This is a genomic window from Arthrobacter sp. D3-16 (genome assembly GCF_054408515.1).
Window position 1 is genome coordinate 22,448 of the sequence record NZ_CP096437.1, and the last position, 16,227, is coordinate 38,674.

General features: G+C 61.0%; 13 protein-coding genes. 8 read left to right on the top strand and 5 right to left on the bottom strand.

Annotated elements, in window-relative coordinates:
• Window positions 1–84 precede the first annotated feature (84 nt).
• Window positions 85–789, bottom strand: coding sequence for a serine hydrolase (locus tag M1D32_RS00135; protein ID WP_458780356.1), 705 nt, complete (start codon window positions 787–789; stop codon window positions 85–87).
• A 681-nt stretch (window positions 790–1,470) separates the two neighbouring features.
• Here M1D32_RS00135 and M1D32_RS00140 point away from each other — a divergent pair.
• Window positions 1,471–2,013 (top strand): 4'-phosphopantetheinyl transferase family protein, encoded by a 543-nt coding sequence (locus tag M1D32_RS00140; RefSeq protein ID WP_458782245.1) that lies wholly within the window; start codon window positions 1,471–1,473, stop codon window positions 2,011–2,013.
• Between the two features lie 54 nt (window positions 2,014–2,067).
• On the opposite strand, the gene M1D32_RS00145 is transcribed toward M1D32_RS00140, so the two are convergent.
• On the bottom strand, window positions 2,068–3,126 hold the full coding sequence (locus tag M1D32_RS00145) for a M20/M25/M40 family metallo-hydrolase (RefSeq protein WP_458780357.1): 1,059 nt from the start codon (window positions 3,124–3,126) through the stop codon (window positions 2,068–2,070).
• Window positions 3,127–3,479: 353 nt separating this feature from the next.
• Between M1D32_RS00145 and ectB the strand changes: the two genes are divergently transcribed.
• The 5 genes from ectB (at window position 3,480) to M1D32_RS00170 (ending at window position 12,240) form a co-directional block, all read left to right on the top strand.
• Window positions 3,480–4,754: a diaminobutyrate--2-oxoglutarate transaminase gene (ectB, locus tag M1D32_RS00150; protein WP_458780358.1), complete on the top strand. Its 1,275-nt coding sequence runs from the start codon at window positions 3,480–3,482 to the stop codon at window positions 4,752–4,754.
• Between the two features lie 224 nt (window positions 4,755–4,978).
• A complete protein-coding gene (locus M1D32_RS00155; protein WP_458780359.1) occupies window positions 4,979–6,373 on the top strand; it encodes an aspartate kinase in 1,395 nt (464 codons plus the stop codon).
• Between the two features lie 37 nt (window positions 6,374–6,410).
• The gene (locus M1D32_RS00160; protein ID WP_458780360.1) at window positions 6,411–10,547 is read left to right on the top strand and encodes a Pls/PosA family non-ribosomal peptide synthetase; all 4,137 of its coding nucleotides are present in this window, start codon (window positions 6,411–6,413) and stop codon (window positions 10,545–10,547) included.
• A gap of 44 nt (window positions 10,548–10,591) precedes the next feature.
• On the top strand, window positions 10,592–11,686 hold the full coding sequence (gene asd, locus M1D32_RS00165; protein WP_458782246.1) for an aspartate-semialdehyde dehydrogenase: 1,095 nt from the start codon (window positions 10,592–10,594) through the stop codon (window positions 11,684–11,686).
• A gap of 26 nt (window positions 11,687–11,712) precedes the next feature.
• Window positions 11,713–12,240, top strand: a complete 528-nt coding sequence (locus M1D32_RS00170) for a hypothetical protein (RefSeq protein WP_458780361.1) — start codon at window positions 11,713–11,715, stop codon at window positions 12,238–12,240.
• Window positions 12,241–12,251: 11 nt separating this feature from the next.
• Here M1D32_RS00170 and M1D32_RS00175 read toward each other — a convergent pair whose 3' ends face one another.
• Window positions 12,252–13,103 carry an alpha/beta fold hydrolase gene (locus M1D32_RS00175; protein ID WP_458780362.1) on the bottom strand — a complete coding sequence of 284 codons (852 nt, stop codon included), beginning with the start codon at window positions 13,101–13,103 and terminating at the stop codon, window positions 12,252–12,254.
• Window positions 13,104–13,158: 55 nt separating this feature from the next.
• Here M1D32_RS00175 and M1D32_RS00180 point away from each other — a divergent pair, with 55 nt between their 5' ends.
• Window positions 13,159–13,596: a VOC family protein gene (locus M1D32_RS00180; protein ID WP_458780363.1), complete on the top strand. Its 438-nt coding sequence runs from the start codon at window positions 13,159–13,161 to the stop codon at window positions 13,594–13,596.
• Between the two features lie 52 nt (window positions 13,597–13,648).
• On the top strand, window positions 13,649–14,593 hold the full coding sequence (locus tag M1D32_RS00185; RefSeq protein WP_458780364.1) for a lipid kinase: 945 nt from the start codon (window positions 13,649–13,651) through the stop codon (window positions 14,591–14,593).
• A gap of 32 nt (window positions 14,594–14,625) precedes the next feature.
• Here the strand turns inward: M1D32_RS00185 and M1D32_RS00190 are convergent, their stop codons facing one another.
• On the bottom strand, window positions 14,626–15,651 hold the full coding sequence (locus M1D32_RS00190) for a DUF808 domain-containing protein (protein ID WP_458780365.1): 1,026 nt from the start codon (window positions 15,649–15,651) through the stop codon (window positions 14,626–14,628).
• A gap of 153 nt (window positions 15,652–15,804) precedes the next feature.
• Window positions 15,805–16,143: a YciI family protein gene (locus M1D32_RS00195; protein WP_458780366.1), complete on the bottom strand. Its 339-nt coding sequence runs from the start codon at window positions 16,141–16,143 to the stop codon at window positions 15,805–15,807.
• Window positions 16,144–16,227: the final 84 nt, after the last annotated feature.

Consider the following 16,227-nt stretch of genomic DNA (forward strand, 5'->3'; position numbering starts at 1 on the left):
TGTATTACAAGAAGCCCTTCGCAATCGCTGGCGCGGCCTTTTTCGTGAGGTCGCAAAGTGGGCCGTTACAAACAAGGACTCACCTTAGAACAGGGTGGAGACAACGGCGCGGGTAAGTTGTTGAATGATGTCAGCACGTTCCGGTATGTCGGCCGGACCCGCCCCCAGTGTGTACACCACAAAAACGTAGGCGTGACCGTTGTGGACCAGGATGCTCGCGTCGTGCAGATTCCCGTTGAGCATTCCGTATTTATGGAACACAGTTATGCCGGGCGGCACAGCGGCGGGAATCAGTGTCTCGTAGTTGGTGTGCTGCATGTAGGAGAGCAACTCGGTGGTATGAGCCCGGTTGAGCAGTTTTCCGTCGTGAAGGAGAGCCAGTGTCCTGGCCGTTTCCGCCGGGGAGAGGGTGTTGTAGGTCCTGTTGTAGTCAATCCCGATCGATGCTGCGTAATCATGGAGCCGCTGGTGTCCGATGGCTTGAACGATCAGTGCCCAGGATTCGTTGTTGCTTTGCTGGATCATTTGCTGGATCTGGAAAGCGGGGGTCCAGCCGCCAAGCGGGGCGGTCAGGGATAGCTGACCAGTTTCGGCAAAGTGGTAGTACGCGGCTGCGGCCAGTACCTTCCCTGTGCTGGCTGCCACGAATTTTTCCCGGACCCCGTACTGGTAAAGGGCGCCGTCTGCGGTGTCGATCAAGGCGACCCCCAGCTGGTACTGGTTGTGTGCCCCGATGATGCTGTTGATCCGGCCCTCGAGTTCAGTGACGTCTGTCTCGGGGCCCGGCACCGCAGGTGCCGCTTGCGCAGGAAGCCGTGGCGTGGGCAGTGGGGTGGAGCCGGCTGCTTTTACGGTCGCCGCCGGGGCCGGTGCTGGGACTGATACATCCGGAGCGGCCGGGACGGTGGGGAGAGGTGCAGGTGCTGGTGCACAGTTGGTGGTTGTGGCCAGGACCACGAGGGCGAGTGCGGTAACTAAACGCGCAGGACGTGTGGCCCGCCAGCTTAGCCAACGCTGCCCGGCCCCGGCAGCGTTCGCCTGCGAAACATGTTCATCGCGTCGTCACCCACTGCCCTGCCTGCTTTCATATAAAGCACGCGCCTGTCGGCACCTTGGTTTTGAGCTTGGGACAGGGACACTAGGAAAACCTTTAACCACCCAGAACCGCTCCTGGGGCCACCTGTGGGTGGATCTCAGCAGCCAGGCACTCCCCTCAGGTAATGGCAGCCTGGGTATAGGCTTTGCCTACATTCAGGAGGTCAGCCGGAGCCTGCAGTTGATGCGTACTTTTGCGGGTGCCGAGTGAGAGGGTCATCAGAGATGGGTAGTGGCAAGCCCGTGCTGGCGGCTATGAAGCTGTCGGATGTTGACCTTGAACAGCTGCATACTCTGGATGGCGCAGAGAGGCAGCTGGCCGGCGCGTTAGGCTCCACAGCACAACGGGACAGGTTCTTGGCTGGGCGGATAGCTATGCGGTTTCATGTGGCCGAAGTGGCTGGCGTGGATCCCGGATCCCTTTATGCAGACTTTCTGTGCCGGAGTTGCTGGGGTGGAGGCAGGGCGCATGGGGCGCCCCGCTACCGGGCAGGTGTCAACGGGCCCTGGATCCAGGCGAGCTTGAGCAGGTCCGGGGACTGGTGTCTGGTGGCCGCCGTAATTAGTCAGGAAGTTGTTGGCGTCGGAGTAGATTTGGAGTGCTGCGCGTCAGCGGACTTCGAGGGTTTCGGGGCTGTGGCGATGACTCCTCGTGAGCGCGAATACGTTGAAAAGCTAACCGCATCCCAGAGGTCTCTGTTCCAGACCGTTCTTTGGACGCGTAAGGAAGCCGTTCTTAAGGCGCTTGGCAGGGGGTTGTCCCTGGATCCTTCTCTGGTGGACGTTGCTGGCGCTGTTCCTCTGTTGCCCGGGTGGATGAGCGGCCCAGGACGGTGGGTTGTCGAGGATGTTGATCCGGGACCCTTGGGATTGGCCGTTGACGCCGTTGCAGCGATGGCGGTGGTGCTGAAGCAGTGACATGGATGAACCCCGCTCATACTCTTCCTGCCGAGTCCTTTCCGGCAGGCTGGCTCATTTCCTCGGTCCGATCCGGGCCATGGCGAAGGCCAGGGTGGCGTAGCCCAGGGCCCCGGCCATGTCCTTCAGCAGCTCTTGATTGACGTTCTCGATGGTGTCGCAGCTTTCGTGGTAGCACTTGTCGTGGTCTTCGCTCTCCGTCCCGCCGTATTTTTGTACTTGTTCTGCCGTTTTTGTGCCGACATCACCGGTAAAGAGTCCGCCAGCTGCGATGCCTGCCCGGAGGAAGGGGTCGTAGTCGGAGCCCCCGTCAAATACGGTCTCCTCGGCCGGAAGTGCATTTTTGGAGAAGTAGTCAAAGAGGATGCTCTCGATTTCGGGTGAGCCGGAAGGGCCAGCGTCACCATAACGGGAGCCGTTGCCGTCGTGGACGAACCGCCCACCGTTAGGTGATGCCGCCATGTCCACGTTGATGTTCACGAGAGTTTCCGAGATCTCATTGTCGCTGAGCGTATCCACGTAATGCTGTGAACCTGACAGATCAATTTCCTCTGCACCCCAAAACGCGAAGCGCACCCTGTTTTTCGGTATGACGCCCGTCTCGGCCATCCACCGTGCAGTTTCGATCATGGCGGCCACACCGCTTGCATTGTCGTTTATCCCCGGGCCTTCGGGCACTGAATCCAAGTGGCCGCCCACAACGACGGTGTGGCCCGGGCTTCCGGCGGTGTCAGCCAGGATGTTAAAGGTCTCCCGGTCGGCCTCCAGATCTTCATCCCAATACGTGAAGACCTGCCGGACAGGATTGTAGCCGGCGGCGCGTAATTGGTCCTCGACGTAGCGGGCTGATGCTTCATATCCGGACGTACCAGCGGCCCGGTTTCCTCCCTCGTCATCGGCTACCCGCTGCAGGGCTTCGAGGTGGCCGGCAAGGTTCCTGGTGGCGAAGGCTTCACGCACTTCGTTGGCCTGCACTGGCAGTGCAGATACGAGTGCCTGCGGCGAGGGAACGGTTTGTGACGACGACGAGCACGCCGAAAGGAAAAGCGTCAAAGCGAGGAAGGCTGCGCCTGCCTTGTGGTTGGGCTTGGACGTCGGGTGAAGCGCCTTCATGAATGAAATTTAATGCCTGAACCAGCCATCGGGAAAGAGTCTTTTGTAGATTGGTAGGTCCTGGCGGCAATGCCCTGGGTCATCTGCACGTAGGTAGTGGCCGAACCCGAAAAGCAAGTACTTAGTACTCGTGTTTTCGGTAGATAAATGTCCTAGATTCGATTCTGCAAGTAGAAATGGCCGTAATTGTCGCCGCGTAATTGTTCGCGGCAGAAGGCCGGGATTCACTGCTGGGGAATTCAGGGCCTCCGCGACGCACGAGTTCGCGGCCCGTAGCGTCGGTCATTTGAAAAGTGAAGTTGGACCGGACAAGGTGGTCCGGTCCACTCGCGAAGTTGGCAGGAAAACCTTATATGTCAGATATTTTTGAGACACTGGAATCTGAAGTCCGCTCCTATTGCCGCGGTTGGAATACCGTTTTCGAGCGCGCCTCCGGAAGCTTTCTCTACAGCGAAGATGGTCGCGAATACGTCGATTTCTTTTCCGGTGCAGGAGCCTTGAACTATGGGCACAATCACCCTGCACTCCTCAGGCCGCTGGTGGAGTACTTGCTTTCAGGGGCGGTCATTCATTCCCTGGACATGAAAACTGCTGCCAAGCGAAGGTTCCTGGAGACGTTCCACGAGCTGATCCTAAAACCCAGAAACCTGAACTATAAGGTCATGTTTCCGGGCCCAACCGGGACCAACAGCGTGGAGGCTGCACTGAAACTGGCACGAAAGGTTACCGGACGCACCCATGTTGTCGGTTTCACCAACGCCTTCCATGGAATGACATTGGGTTCGTTGGCGGTAACCGGAAACTCCATGAAACGCCTGGGCGCCGGCGTCCCGCTCACCCACGCTTCAAGCGTGCCCTATGACGGATTCCTCGAGGACGATTCGCTTGGCTTTGCTTGGCTCCGCTCGGCTTTGGCTGATTCAGGGTCAGGACTGGATAAACCGGCAGCCGTCATCGTTGAAACTGTTCAGGGAGAGGGCGGTCTCAGAGCAGCACGTGCCTCCTGGCTTCGGGAGCTTGCGGAGATATGCCGCCAATACGGGATTCTCCTCATAGTCGATGATGTACAGGCTGGGTGCGGACGCACAGGGACGTTCTTCAGTTTTGAGGACGCCGGCATTGTTCCGGACATTGTCTGCCTTTCGAAGTCCATTTCCGGATTCGGATTGCCCTTGGCGCTCACACTCTTCAAGCCTGAGCTTGATCTCTGGAAACCGGGGGAGCACAACGGCACCTTCCGCGGAAACAATCCTGCCTTTGTCACGGGGGCCGCGGCCTTGGAGCACTTCTGGCAGGACGGCAGATTTGAGCAAAAAATTTCGGCGGTGTCAGTTCAACTTCACGAAGGCCTGAGGCTGGTAGCCGATGCCACTGAGGGAGCCAGTGTGCGCGGCCGCGGCATGCTGGCGGGAATCCATTACTCCGACCCGAAGACCGCCGGAAAAATAGCAGCAGAGTCCTTCACACGCGGACTGCTGGTGGAAACTTCCGGCCCGGAAGGCGAGGTGCTCAAGACGATGCCGGCCTTGACTATCAGTACCGCAGAACTGCGGGGCGGATTGGAAATCCTGGCTGAAGCCGCCGAATCCGTCACTGGCCAAAGGATTGGTTTGAAGACTGTCGCCTGATTGTCCAAGCAGGAAGTGCGCCTGCGAGAAACCGTGAGGAATACGGCATATGCCATGAGTAAGCAATTCGCATCTGCGGCAAAAGACGATTTCCTTGAAGCTAAAAACAGGCGGGGACAGTGAACAGAGGATCATCCACGGCAGGCAATGGCTCTCACGGTCGATACGCCTCCCACGCACAGTGGGCTGAATTCAACCGACAGTTGCCCGACGACGGCAGAAGCTTGCGCGGGGAAAAACCCCTCATCGTACAGAAATTCGGTGGATCATCTGTAGCAGACGCTGCAGGCATCCGCCGGGCTGCCCTGCGGATAGCGAAAACGCGTGAAGCGGGCTATCAAGTTGTGGCCGTGGTCTCGGCCATGGGTGGCACTACAGACCAGCTGTGCGATCTTGCCGCCGGGGTTGCCCGCCAGCCGCACCCGGAAACGCTGGATGCCCTGTTGAGCATGGGCGAGCTCGTCACAACATCCCTCTTAGCCTTGGCGTTAATCGACGCCGGCCATCCAGCACGTGCGTTTGCAGGAAGCCAAGCCGGGCTGATCACAGACAGCGTGCATGGCAGGGCACGCATCATCGATATCAGACCTAGGCGGATTCGCGACTGTCTGGACCACGACGGGATCCCTATCGTCGCCGGATTTCAGGGCTGCACGCAAAGAGGCAGGAGGGTGACCACCTTGGGGCGGGGCGGTTCTGACCTGACCGCTGTTGCCCTCGCTGCAGCCCTGGGAGCAAGCGTGTGCGAAATTTACACGGACGTCGACGGCGTCTACACAGCTGACCCACGCATCGTTCCGGCTGCACGGAAGATTGCAGCCCTGTCGAGCGAAGAAATGCTGGAGTTTGCTGCCTGCGGCAGCAAGGTCATGCACCTGCGGAGCGTTGAATACGCTCGTAGATTCGGTCTTCCCATTCACGTGAGGTCTTCCTTCACAGAGGGCGCGGGAACCTTGATCCTGCCCGGCCTCGATCGCCGCCCCTTCAGGAGGCCAGCGCCAGAGCAGGCCGTGATCACAGAAGTGGCAGGCGTGGAAGCCATCTCGAAAGTCGTGGTCACAGGCCTCCCGGATGATCCCGGTCAAACATCCCTGCTTTTCCGCGTGCTGTCGCAGGAGTGCATAACGGTGCAGTCCGTTGTCCAAGATACGCGTCGGGCCTGTCGGCGAAACGACATCGCTTTTTCGCTTCCCGCTGAGGAACTTAAGCGCGCCCTCGCAGTATTGCAGGCCCAGCAGAACTCCCTGGACTTCCAGGACCTGCTGCACATGACCCATGCAGGCAAAGTCGAGCTCACAGGCCTCGGCATGAGGTCGTCTCCCGAAGTCCTCGCTACCTTCTTCAGCACTCTGTCAGAGGCCAAGGTTGACGTCGATCTCATCGAGATATCCGAGACACGCATCGCAGCCACCATTGGTGCTGGCCGTCTCAAGGACGCCGTACACGCTCTGGGATTAGCCTTCGGCCTTACCCCAGGCGCAAGGGAATCGCAGGACGCTGCCAAGAGCCGGGCCGCGGCCAACATCGGCCGGGGGACGGCGAGAATCCTGCGCGACGCCCATGACCCGGGTCCTGCCTACACCGGACGCCATCTTGAGCCGATGCACCGGTCAAGTTGACGGCGGGACATCACCAAAACCTATAGGGGAATCATCAATGACGAAGAGCATAAAGTCCCGCGAGGGTGATATCCGGCCCGCTGAGCTCCGTGGTGTGCTGACCACCGGGCTGGATGGGGCCGGGCCGGTCCTGACTTCGGCTTTCCCTGACCACGTGGTCAGGTGGAGGAAAGGCGAAAGGCTGAATCAGCTTTTCGAGGACCGCTGCGACAATCTTGCAGCGCACGGGTGGGCCGATCACCTGGCTGTGGATGCCGAGGACGCAGCCCTTACCTACCTGGAGTTGGATCAGCAGGCGAACCAGCTCGCCCGCCACCTTCTCGCTGTCGGAGCACGTTCCGGGGACCGCATCGCGCTGCTGTTCGACCAACCCTCCCGTGCCTACATCGCAATGCTCGCTGTGCTGAAAATTCAGGCGGCCTACGTTCCACTCGATCCTGGTTTCCCCTCCGACCGGCTGAAGTACATCGTCGAAGATGCCGATGCCACGATGATCCTGTCACTGTCCCATCTGCAGGTTCTGCTGCCCGAAGTGGCAGCAGTGACCATCTGCCTGGACCTCGCGCGGGTACAGATAGAGGCAGAAAACCCAGCCCGGCTTCAGCCTTCGGTGACAGGAGGCAGTACGGACGAGCTCGCCTACATCATCTACACATCAGGCTCTACCGGCAGGCCGAAGGGCGTCGCCATCGAGCACGCAAGCATTTGCAATTTTGTCCGGGTGGCCTCAGCACTGTACGGCATCCAGACCACCGACCGCGTCTACCAAGGCATGACCATAGCCTTTGACTTCTCGGTCGAAGAAATTTGGGTATCCTGGCTCGCAGGTGCGACGCTGGTGCCCAAACCCGCCGGCACCACTCTCGTGGGCGCAGAGCTGACGGAGTATCTGGTGGAGAAGCACATCACCGCCCTGTGCTGCGTGCCCACCCTGCTCGCTACCATCGACGAGGAGCTGCCAGAGCTTCGCTTCCTGCTCGTCTCGGGTGAGGCCTGCCCTCGGGATCTCGTGACACGATGGCACACACCCGGCCGGCGCTTCCTGAACGTCTATGGACCCACCGAGGCTACCGTCACGGCAACGTGGGCTCTTCTGGACCCGGACAAACCCGTTTCCCTGGGCGTCCCCCTGCCCACTTACTCCGCTGTCATCCTGGATCCCGACGCCAGCCGTGCACTGCCCTTGGGTGAGGCAGGCGAAATCGGGCTTACCGGCGTCGGCCTGGCGAGAGGATACGTTAACCGTCCGGACCTCACGGACCGCGCCTTCATTCCCGATTTCCTCAAGATCCGACATAACCCTTCAGGGCGGATCTACCGCACAGGGGACCTGGGCCGGATTAACCAGGAAGGGGAAATTGAGTATCTCGGCCGTATCGACACGCAGGTCAAAATACGCGGGTACCGCATCGAGCTGGCTGAAATCGAATCGTTCCTGCTGCAGTTCCCCGGAATTGCCCATGCCGTGGTGGACACCTTCGAGCCGGAACCCGGACAGCTGGAACTGGCGGCCTACTTCACACTCCGCCATGACGCTGGAAAAGTGGATGCCCACGATATTTACCAGATGCTCCGGACCCGGCTTCCCGGCTACATGGTGCCTGCCTACTATAAGCAGCTCGCCACCATCCCCCTCATGCCCAGCGGTAAAGCCGACCGGAAACAACTGCCCCGTCCCTCCGAGCGGGTCAGCCTGGCGGACTCAGGAACGTACACCGTCCCCACGACGCCTGCGGAATCATCACTTGCAGCCGAACTCGGTGCTGTCCTGGGACTGGATAAGGTGTCCACGGACGCACACTTCTTCAATGACCTCGGGGCCAACTCTCTCCTTATGGCGCATTTCTGTGCCCGGGTCAGGCGTGAAACGGATTTGCCGGCCCCAGCCATGCAGGACATTTACCTGAACCCTACAGTCCGCCAGCTGGCGCAGTTGCTCACAGCAGTCCCAAGCAATGCTGCCGCCGGGCGTGCCGGAACTGCTGGGACCGGAACGCTGCCCACTCGGACCGTTACGCCGCCGGCGAGCACCTTGCAGTACGTTGCATGCGGTGCCATCCAGTTGGCAATTTTCCTGGGGTACACGACGTACGCTGCCACGCTCCTGGTGTTCGGCTATGAGTGGATGTCCGGTGGACGGGACCTGGTGGAGATCTGGTTACGCTCAGTGGGTTTCGGCGCTGTCATGTTTCTGGTGCTGTCCGTGACCCCCATCATCATCAAGTGGGTTCTGGTGGGTCGCTGGAAACCTGGAGAGATACAGATTTGGAGCATGGCCTATGTCCGGTTCTGGATTGTCAAGACACTGACCAGGGCCAACCCGCTTGTTTTGTTCGCCGGCTCACCGCTCTACGTGCTGTACCTGCGGATGCTCGGGGCAAAAATTGGCAAAGGCGTTGTGATTCTCTCCCGAACGGTGCCCGTATGTACCGACCTGTTCACGGTGGGAGAGGGGACCGTCATTCAAAAGAACTCGTTCTTCCTCTGCTGCCGGGCCCGATCAGGAGTTATTGAAATAGGGCCCGTAACGGTCGGAAGCAACGTCCTTATTTCAGAAGCAACCACCCTTGACATCGGCACGTCGATGGGAAACGACACGCAACTGGGCCACGCCTCGTCGCTGCAGACCTCACAGTCTGTCCCCGAGGGACAGGCCTGGCACGGTTCCCCGGCAGCCAGGACCACTACCAATTACCGGCGTGTTCCTGATGCGGACTGCAGCACACGCAGGAGAGTGCTTTTCAGCCTCCTGCAACTTTTCAACCGGCTCGTCCTCGTTTTCCCCGTTGGCCTGCTCGGGCTGTCCACATTGCTCCCTTCCTATCTGGACACAGGGCACCTGTATAACGACCCGAACGCCATCATCCACATCATGGCGGCGACGCTGGTCCTGTTCATCATGGGTCTTATTCTTGGTCTTGTAGCGGTCGTCACTGTCCCGCGAATACTTAACCTCATGATCAAGCCCGACGTGGTCTATCCGCTTTATGGCATACATTTCGCAGTGCAGAGGCTTCTCACCCGGTTCACACGCGCCAAGCTGTACAAGGACGTTTTCGGTGACAGCTCCTACATCGTGAATTTCCTGTCCTGGCTTGGGTATGACCTTGGCAAGGTGGAACAGACAGGGTCGAACTTCGGACCTACAGTCAACCAAGAGTCGCCTTTCCTGTGTTCGGTCGGAACCGGAACGATGGTTTCCGACGGTTTGAACATGATGAACGCGGATTACTCCAGCACGTCATTCCGGCTGTCCCGGGTCCGAATAGCGGGCCGTAACTTCCTTGGCAACGCCATGTCCTTCCCAATAGGAGCCCGTGTTGGGGAGAACTGCCTGCTCGCCACCAAGGTGATGATTCCGATCGACGGGCCTGTCCGCACAGATGTGGGCCTGCTCGGCTCACCTGCTTTCGAAATTCCCCGCTCGGTGCAACGCGATGCCAAGTTCGACGAACTGAAGCTTGAAGAGGCAAAGAACCGGCTTTTGCCAGCCAAGAACAGATACAACATCATGAGTATGGTGCTGTTCCTCGCCGTGCGTTGGGTCCTGTTGTTCACCGCTACGCTATGGGGCGCTGTGGCCGTTACGGCGCATGGATTCCTGGGCGCACTGGGTGTCGCCCTGTCCATGCTCGGCTTCCTCGTGTTCCGTATACTCATCGCCGTCCTTGCCGAGCGTTCTGTGATGGGGTTCCGGCGCTTGCAGCCGCAGTACTGTTCCATCTACGACCCGTACTTCTGGCGTCATGAACGGCTGTGGAAAATGCTCGCCGTGGCACCGTTCCAAGGGACGCCGTTCAAGTCCTGGATATTGCGGCTTCTTGGCGTAAAAGTCGGAAAGCGGATGTATGACGCCGGAGCCGGCATCGCGGAGAAGACACTCGTTTCGATTGGAGATGACTGCGCGTTGAATGACGGAACGATCATTCAGGGCCACTCCCTCGAAGATGGCACTTTTAAATCCGGTCACATCGTTCTGGGTGACCAGTGCTCTTTGGGCGTTCAAGCCTTCATCAACTATGGAGTAATCATGGGCAACGGTTCGTCCGTACAGGCAGATTCGCTGCTCATGAAGGGCGAGGACGTCCCGGAGGACACGGTGCTTTTAGGGAATCCAGCGCGTGCCTTCTCTTACGCCAGCGTCTCCAGAAAGACCAAGGAGGTCTCGACGTGACTACAGCAGCTACCCCTTCCGTCGGCCTGGTCGGATGGCGCGGCATGGTCGGTTCCGTCCTGATGCAGCGCATGCAGGATGAGGGCGACTTCGCCAACATCAACCCGGTGTTCTTCTCCACCTCCAACGCAGGAGGTGCCGCGCCCTCCATTGCTGGAACAGCAGAAGGCAGCGCGGGCAAGCTCGAGAACGCGTTCGACATCGACACCCTCGCGAAGCTGCCCATTATCGTCACCGCCCAGGGCGGTGACTACACCAAGCAGGTCCACGGCGAACTCCGCAGCCGCGGCTGGGACGGCCTCTGGCTCGACGCCGCCTCCACCCTGCGCATGAACGACGATTCGATCATCGTCCTGGACCCCATCAACCGCGACGTCATCGACAAGGGCCTGGTCAACGGCACCAAGGACTTCATCGGCGGCAACTGCACCGTGTCCTGCATGCTGATGGGCCTCGGCGGACTGTTCAAAAACAACCTGGTGGAATGGGGCACCTCCATGACCTACCAGGCTGCCTCCGGCGGCGGCGCCCGGCACATGCGCGAGCTCCTCAGCCAGTTCGGCACGCTCAACGCCGAGGTCAGCACGGAACTGGACGATCCGGCGTCGGCCATCCTGGACATCGACCGCAAGGTCCTGGCCCACCAGCGCACGGGCATCGACGCCACCCAATTCGGCGTGCCGCTGGCCGGCTCCCTCATCCCCTGGATCGACGCCGACCTCGGCAACGGACAGTCCAAGGAAGAGTGGAAGGCCGGGGTCGAGACCAACAAGATCCTGGGCACCGGCGAGGAAAACCGTGTGATCATGGACGGCCTCTGCGTCCGCATCGGCGCCATGCGGTCCCACTCCCAGGCCCTCACCCTCAAGCTCCGCGAGGACCTGTCCGTGGCCGAGATCGAGAAGCTCCTGGCCGAGGACAACCAGTGGGCCAAGGTGGTTCCGAACACTAAGGAAGCCTCCATGGCGGAGCTGACCCCCGTGGCAGTCTCCGGCACCCTGGACATCCCTGTGGGCCGCATCCGCAAAATGGAGATGGGCCCGCAGTACATCAGCGCCTTCACCGTGGGCGACCAGCTCCTCTGGGGCGCCGCCGAGCCGCTGCGCCGCATGCTCAACATCGCCACGGGGAACCTGTAGCCACCGGCTTCAGAATTGTCGGCCACATGGACGAAGTCGACGCCGGCACCCGACCGCCTGGTGTCGACGGGCACGGATTTAACGCCAACGCCAACGCCAATGCGGACGCAGACGTTTATTTCCCTGGCGAGCCCGGCGTGGTCTATGTCCGGAGGTCTGGGCTATGGTGCCGGTACGAAAGGTCCGGCTCCCTCTCGGAGGCCGACACCAAAGGGGAACTCAACGGCGGCAACGGGAGCGCTCAGGAATGCGCCCCGGAGAGCCGCAACCCGCACTGGCCAGGATATTATTCCGGCAGTTCGCAGGAGCTCATCCGGGAACGCAGACCGCGCGTCTACTATGACCCGCACCAACACCCGGAGCGTTTTGTCTGTGCGAAAGGCGAGTCACCGACGTTGCCCTTGCCAGTCCTGGAACTGAATGGACATCAGGAAGATCCCGAGCCCTGGCTCGATCCGACCACTGGAAACCGGTTCACGTGTGATCAGGCCAGGACGCCCACAGCGATCCTGCGATATGCACCGCGAAAGGACCTATCGCTCGACGCCCGCTGAAAGCATCGCTGCTACAGACTGGCACTGGGTCCCGTTCGCAGGAGCGCCGCGAAGTCGGATGCGTGTGTTTCGGGCCACCAGTGGCCGGCATTCACATGGGTGATGGTGAGCTGGCGCGCCCGGCTTTCCAGTCCCTCCAATAGGTGGGGCGAGAGGAACGGGTCTTTGTCAGGCACCACCACGTGGACCGGGATCGAGACCGGAACGGCTGGCTTTTCTTCCTTATAAGGCAGGTTTTGGCGGTACAGAGCGAGCCCGCGGACCGGGTTGTCACCCACCGGGCGCTTTCTCGCCTTTTCGTAGTAGCGGGTGAAGATGAGGTGCCAGGCCGCTTCGGGCAGTCGCGGCACCTGGAAAGCCCCGACGTACGAGCTGCGTACGAGTTGCCCCATCAGTTGTGCCCAGCCCTGTGGGTTCCTTCGCTTTTGGCGGATCCACCAGTTGAGGTGCCGCAGGTCAGGCCCCGAAATACTGGTGAAACGGGTAATACGCCCTGGGGCCCGCGGGTCCTGGATGGCCGCCCAAGCCTGGATGGAACCCCAGTCGTGGCCTACGAGGTGGACTGGGGAAGCCTGCGTCGCTGACAGCACGGCGTACAGATCGTCCACCAAGCGTGGGAGCGAAAAGTTCCCCGGCTGTTCCCTCACGGAGGAGAGGCCGGCATTTCGGGTGTCGTAAGCAATGATGCGGTGTGATGCGGAGAGCTGGTCGATGAGCGGGAGGTAGACGCGGTGGTCGTCCGGGTAGCCATGGACGAGCAGCAGGGTGGGGACGTCCGGTCCCGGGTCGGGGCCGTATTCGAAAACTGCCAGTTCCGCCCCCTGGGAAGCGACTCTCTGCGGACTTTCTTCCCGATGGCTCATCGCCAAAGCATAATTCCCCAGCGTGTGCCACGAGGAGCTTGGTATTGTGTGGCGCATGCCCATCAAACTCGAGAACGTCGGCATCGCGGTGCGTGACCTCGAAGCGACGATTGCCTTCTTCACCGACCTCGGGCTTGCCGTTATCGGCCGTGACACGGTCAGTGGAGAGTGGACCGACACTGCTGTCGGCCTCGACGGGAACCATGCCAAAATAGTCATGCTTCAAACGCCGGACGGCAACGGCCGCCTTGAGCTCTTCGAGTACATCCACCCCGAGGCCATCGAGACGCAGCCCACCCTTCCCAATGAGATCGGCATGCACCGCGTTGCATTCTCGGTCGACGACATCGACGAGGCCCTCAAGGTCGCCGCGAGGCACGGCTGCCACCCTCTGCGGGGCGTGGCAATATACGGTGACGTCTACAAGCTCACCTATGTCCGCGGCCCCAGTGGCATCATCGTGATGCTCGCCCAGGAACTGAACAGGACCTGACCGTAGTGGTTCCGCGAACAGCACATGCCATTGATTGCTGACAGGACAACGCATGAAGAACGTTCGAGAGGCCCGCTCTGCTGCCGTGGTGATTAACGCCGGATCACGCCGGGGGACGGCAGCGCATGAACTTGCGGTGGACAGGATGCAAAGGGCAGACGTGCCGATCACCGCGGTGCACCACGTGCTGTCGGGAGCAGAACTGGCCGGGACGCTTGATCGCGTGGTTGCGGGCGGGCACGACCTGATTGTCGTCGGGGGCGGTGATGGAACGGTGAGCTGCGCTGCGGGTCGCGTTGCCGGCACCGACGTTATGCTCGGGGTTCTTCCACTCGGCACCGCCAACGACCTCGCCCGTACCCTTGAGATACCAAGTGACCTGGCCGAGGCATGCGCAACCATCGCGGACGGCAAGGTGGTGGACATTGATCTGGGCCGGGCAAACGGCCAGCCATTCCTCAACGTCGCTTCCGTTGGCCTGTCCGTGCGTGTCACGGAGGCACTCAGCCCTGGGCTGAAGCGGCGTATGGGGCCGCTGGCCTACGTTGTTGCCACCCTGCGCTCTTATGCAGGGCACCAGCCATTCCAGGCCCGTCTCGAATTTCCGGAGGGGGACCACGATCCGATTAACCTCCACGACGTGATTCAGGTGGCTGTCGGCAACGGCCGGCACTACGGCGGCGGCAACACGGTTTCTCCGTCGGCCGGGATCGACGACCACACCCTTGACATCTACGCCATCCTGTCAGCGCGGCTCCGGGAGCATGTGAAGATCGCACGCTTGCTGAAGGACGGAAGTTTCCATGGGCACGACCGGGTGCGCCACCTGACCAGCCGGCATGTCCAGCTGGTCGCCGATCCGCCGCTTCGGGTGAACCTCGACGGGGAGATTGCAACGGTGACGCCCACCGACTTCACGATCCAACGCAACGCCGTTCACATCGTGGTGCCACAGAGCAGCAACAGCGCCTGGTTCGATGGGCACGGCGCGCCGTAGGAATCGTTCATCTGAGTGCGCAGGCGGCGCAGCTAGGGGGCTGGATCGCCGTTACGTTTCTCCGGCCGGTAGCCGGCAAGTTCGGCACGGACGTCGCCCTCTTCGTGCCCGCCCTTCTTTTTGCCGAACGGCAGCGCATGCAGCAGCGGGTGGAGGACGGACATGATGACAAGGCCCCACGCGAGACCGACGACGGCCGAGCACAGCGTGTTGACCAGCCAAGCCAGGAAGCTGCCAACCACGGCGACGCCGGCGAAGGGCTTCTCAAGGACGTGGACCAGGTCATACGGCGCGTGCCAGCCAAGGTCGTGCGTACCCTGCAGCATGATGTGGCCGCCGACCCACAGCATGGCGATGGTGCCTACAAAGGTGATCGCGCCCAGCACGGCAGGCATTCCCTTGACGAGCATCTCGCCGAAGCGCTTGGAGCCCGCAGAGTCCCTGGTGGTCAGGTGAAGGCCGATGTCGTCCATCTTGACGATGAGGGCAACGGCGCCGTAAACCAGCACCGTGATGACGAGTGCCACCACCACCAGGATCAGCGCACGGACCAACAGTGATTCCTCGGCCACCTCGTTCATCGAGATCACCATGATTTCGCAGGACAGGATGAAGTCGGTGGTGATGGCGCCCTTGACCACCTTGGCTTCCGCGCCCGGTCCGCGGTCGACGGCTGGCGTGTCCTCGGCAGCGGTGTGGTGGCCGCGGAGCTTGTGCCACACCTTTTCGGCACCTTCATAGCAGAGGTAGGTGCCGCCCAGCATCAGGATGAACGGGATTGCCCAGGGGAGGAAGGCGCTGACCAGCAGCAGCGCCGGCAGGATGATGAGCAACTTGTTCCGCAGCGAGCCCCAGAAGATCTTCTTAATCATGGGAAGTTCGCGGGACGGGTCCCTCCCGGACACGTACTGCGGGGTAACGGCGGCGTCGTCAATCACCACGCCGGCAGCCTTGGCCCCGGCTTTGGCGGCTCCTGCAGCGACATCGTCCACCGAGGCGGCCGCTATGCGGGCCAGGGCTGCGACGTCGTCCAGCAGGGCGACCAGACCGCCGCTCACAGATCGCTCCCGCACTGCCCGAGGGCGGACTGCAGGGCGGGGAGGCATGGGGTGGGGCGTGTGATCGGCATGCTCAGATTATATGGTGGCGGCGGCTCCGTCCGTAGGGGTTGGCCTACGGCCACGGCTGCGCAGTGACCGTACTCGGCAAAACTAGCTCTCCGGGTCGTACATGAACTCGCGGAGTTCCTGCGGGCAACGGCACGCAACGGCGATCTTCCTCGCCCATTCGACTGCGTCCTCGCGTGTCGGCAGCTCCAGCACCGTGAAACCACCGTTGAGTTCTGAGCCCGGATAGATTTCGGTGCTCAACGACCCGTCGGCGGAGACCAATACGGGATCCACTTCCTCGGCGATGCCGCCGCCGAATACGTAAACGCCGGCTGCCTTCGCTTCCCTGATAACGGCGTGGGATTGGGCGACGACGATTGGGAAATCCTCGTCGGTGAGCACCATGGCACCGCTCGGAAAGGAGATGAGGTATTTGGTCATGCCTTGATGGTGCCCCGGGACCGGCGGACAGTAAAGGGTGTGGCAGTACGGGGCCTCTTTTTCACCCATACGCAGGCATGGGAC

Excerpts from the sequence above, each read along its gene's own strand:
- M1D32_RS00160 (WP_458780360.1), top strand. The coding sequence starts at position 6,411 with ATGACGAAGAGCATAAAGTCCCGCGAGGGTGATATCCGGCCCGCTGAG.
- M1D32_RS00185 (WP_458780364.1), top strand. The coding sequence starts at position 13,649 with ATGAAGAACGTTCGAGAGGCCCGCTCTGCTGCCGTGGTGATTAACGCC.
- M1D32_RS00175 (WP_458780362.1), bottom strand. The coding sequence starts at position 13,103 with ATGAGCCATCGGGAAGAAAGTCCGCAGAGAGTCGCTTCCCAGGGGGCG.
- M1D32_RS00195 (WP_458780366.1), bottom strand. The coding sequence starts at position 16,143 with ATGACCAAATACCTCATCTCCTTTCCGAGCGGTGCCATGGTGCTCACC.
- ectB (WP_458780358.1), top strand. The coding sequence starts at position 3,480 with ATGTCAGATATTTTTGAGACACTGGAATCTGAAGTCCGCTCCTATTGC.
- asd (WP_458782246.1), top strand. The coding sequence starts at position 10,592 with ATGGTCGGTTCCGTCCTGATGCAGCGCATGCAGGATGAGGGCGACTTC.
- M1D32_RS00170 (WP_458780361.1), top strand. The coding sequence starts at position 11,713 with ATGGACGAAGTCGACGCCGGCACCCGACCGCCTGGTGTCGACGGGCAC.
- M1D32_RS00145 (WP_458780357.1), bottom strand. The coding sequence starts at position 3,126 with ATGAAGGCGCTTCACCCGACGTCCAAGCCCAACCACAAGGCAGGCGCA.
- M1D32_RS00180 (WP_458780363.1), top strand. The coding sequence starts at position 13,159 with ATGCCCATCAAACTCGAGAACGTCGGCATCGCGGTGCGTGACCTCGAA.
- M1D32_RS00140 (WP_458782245.1), top strand. The coding sequence starts at position 1,471 with ATGCGGTTTCATGTGGCCGAAGTGGCTGGCGTGGATCCCGGATCCCTT.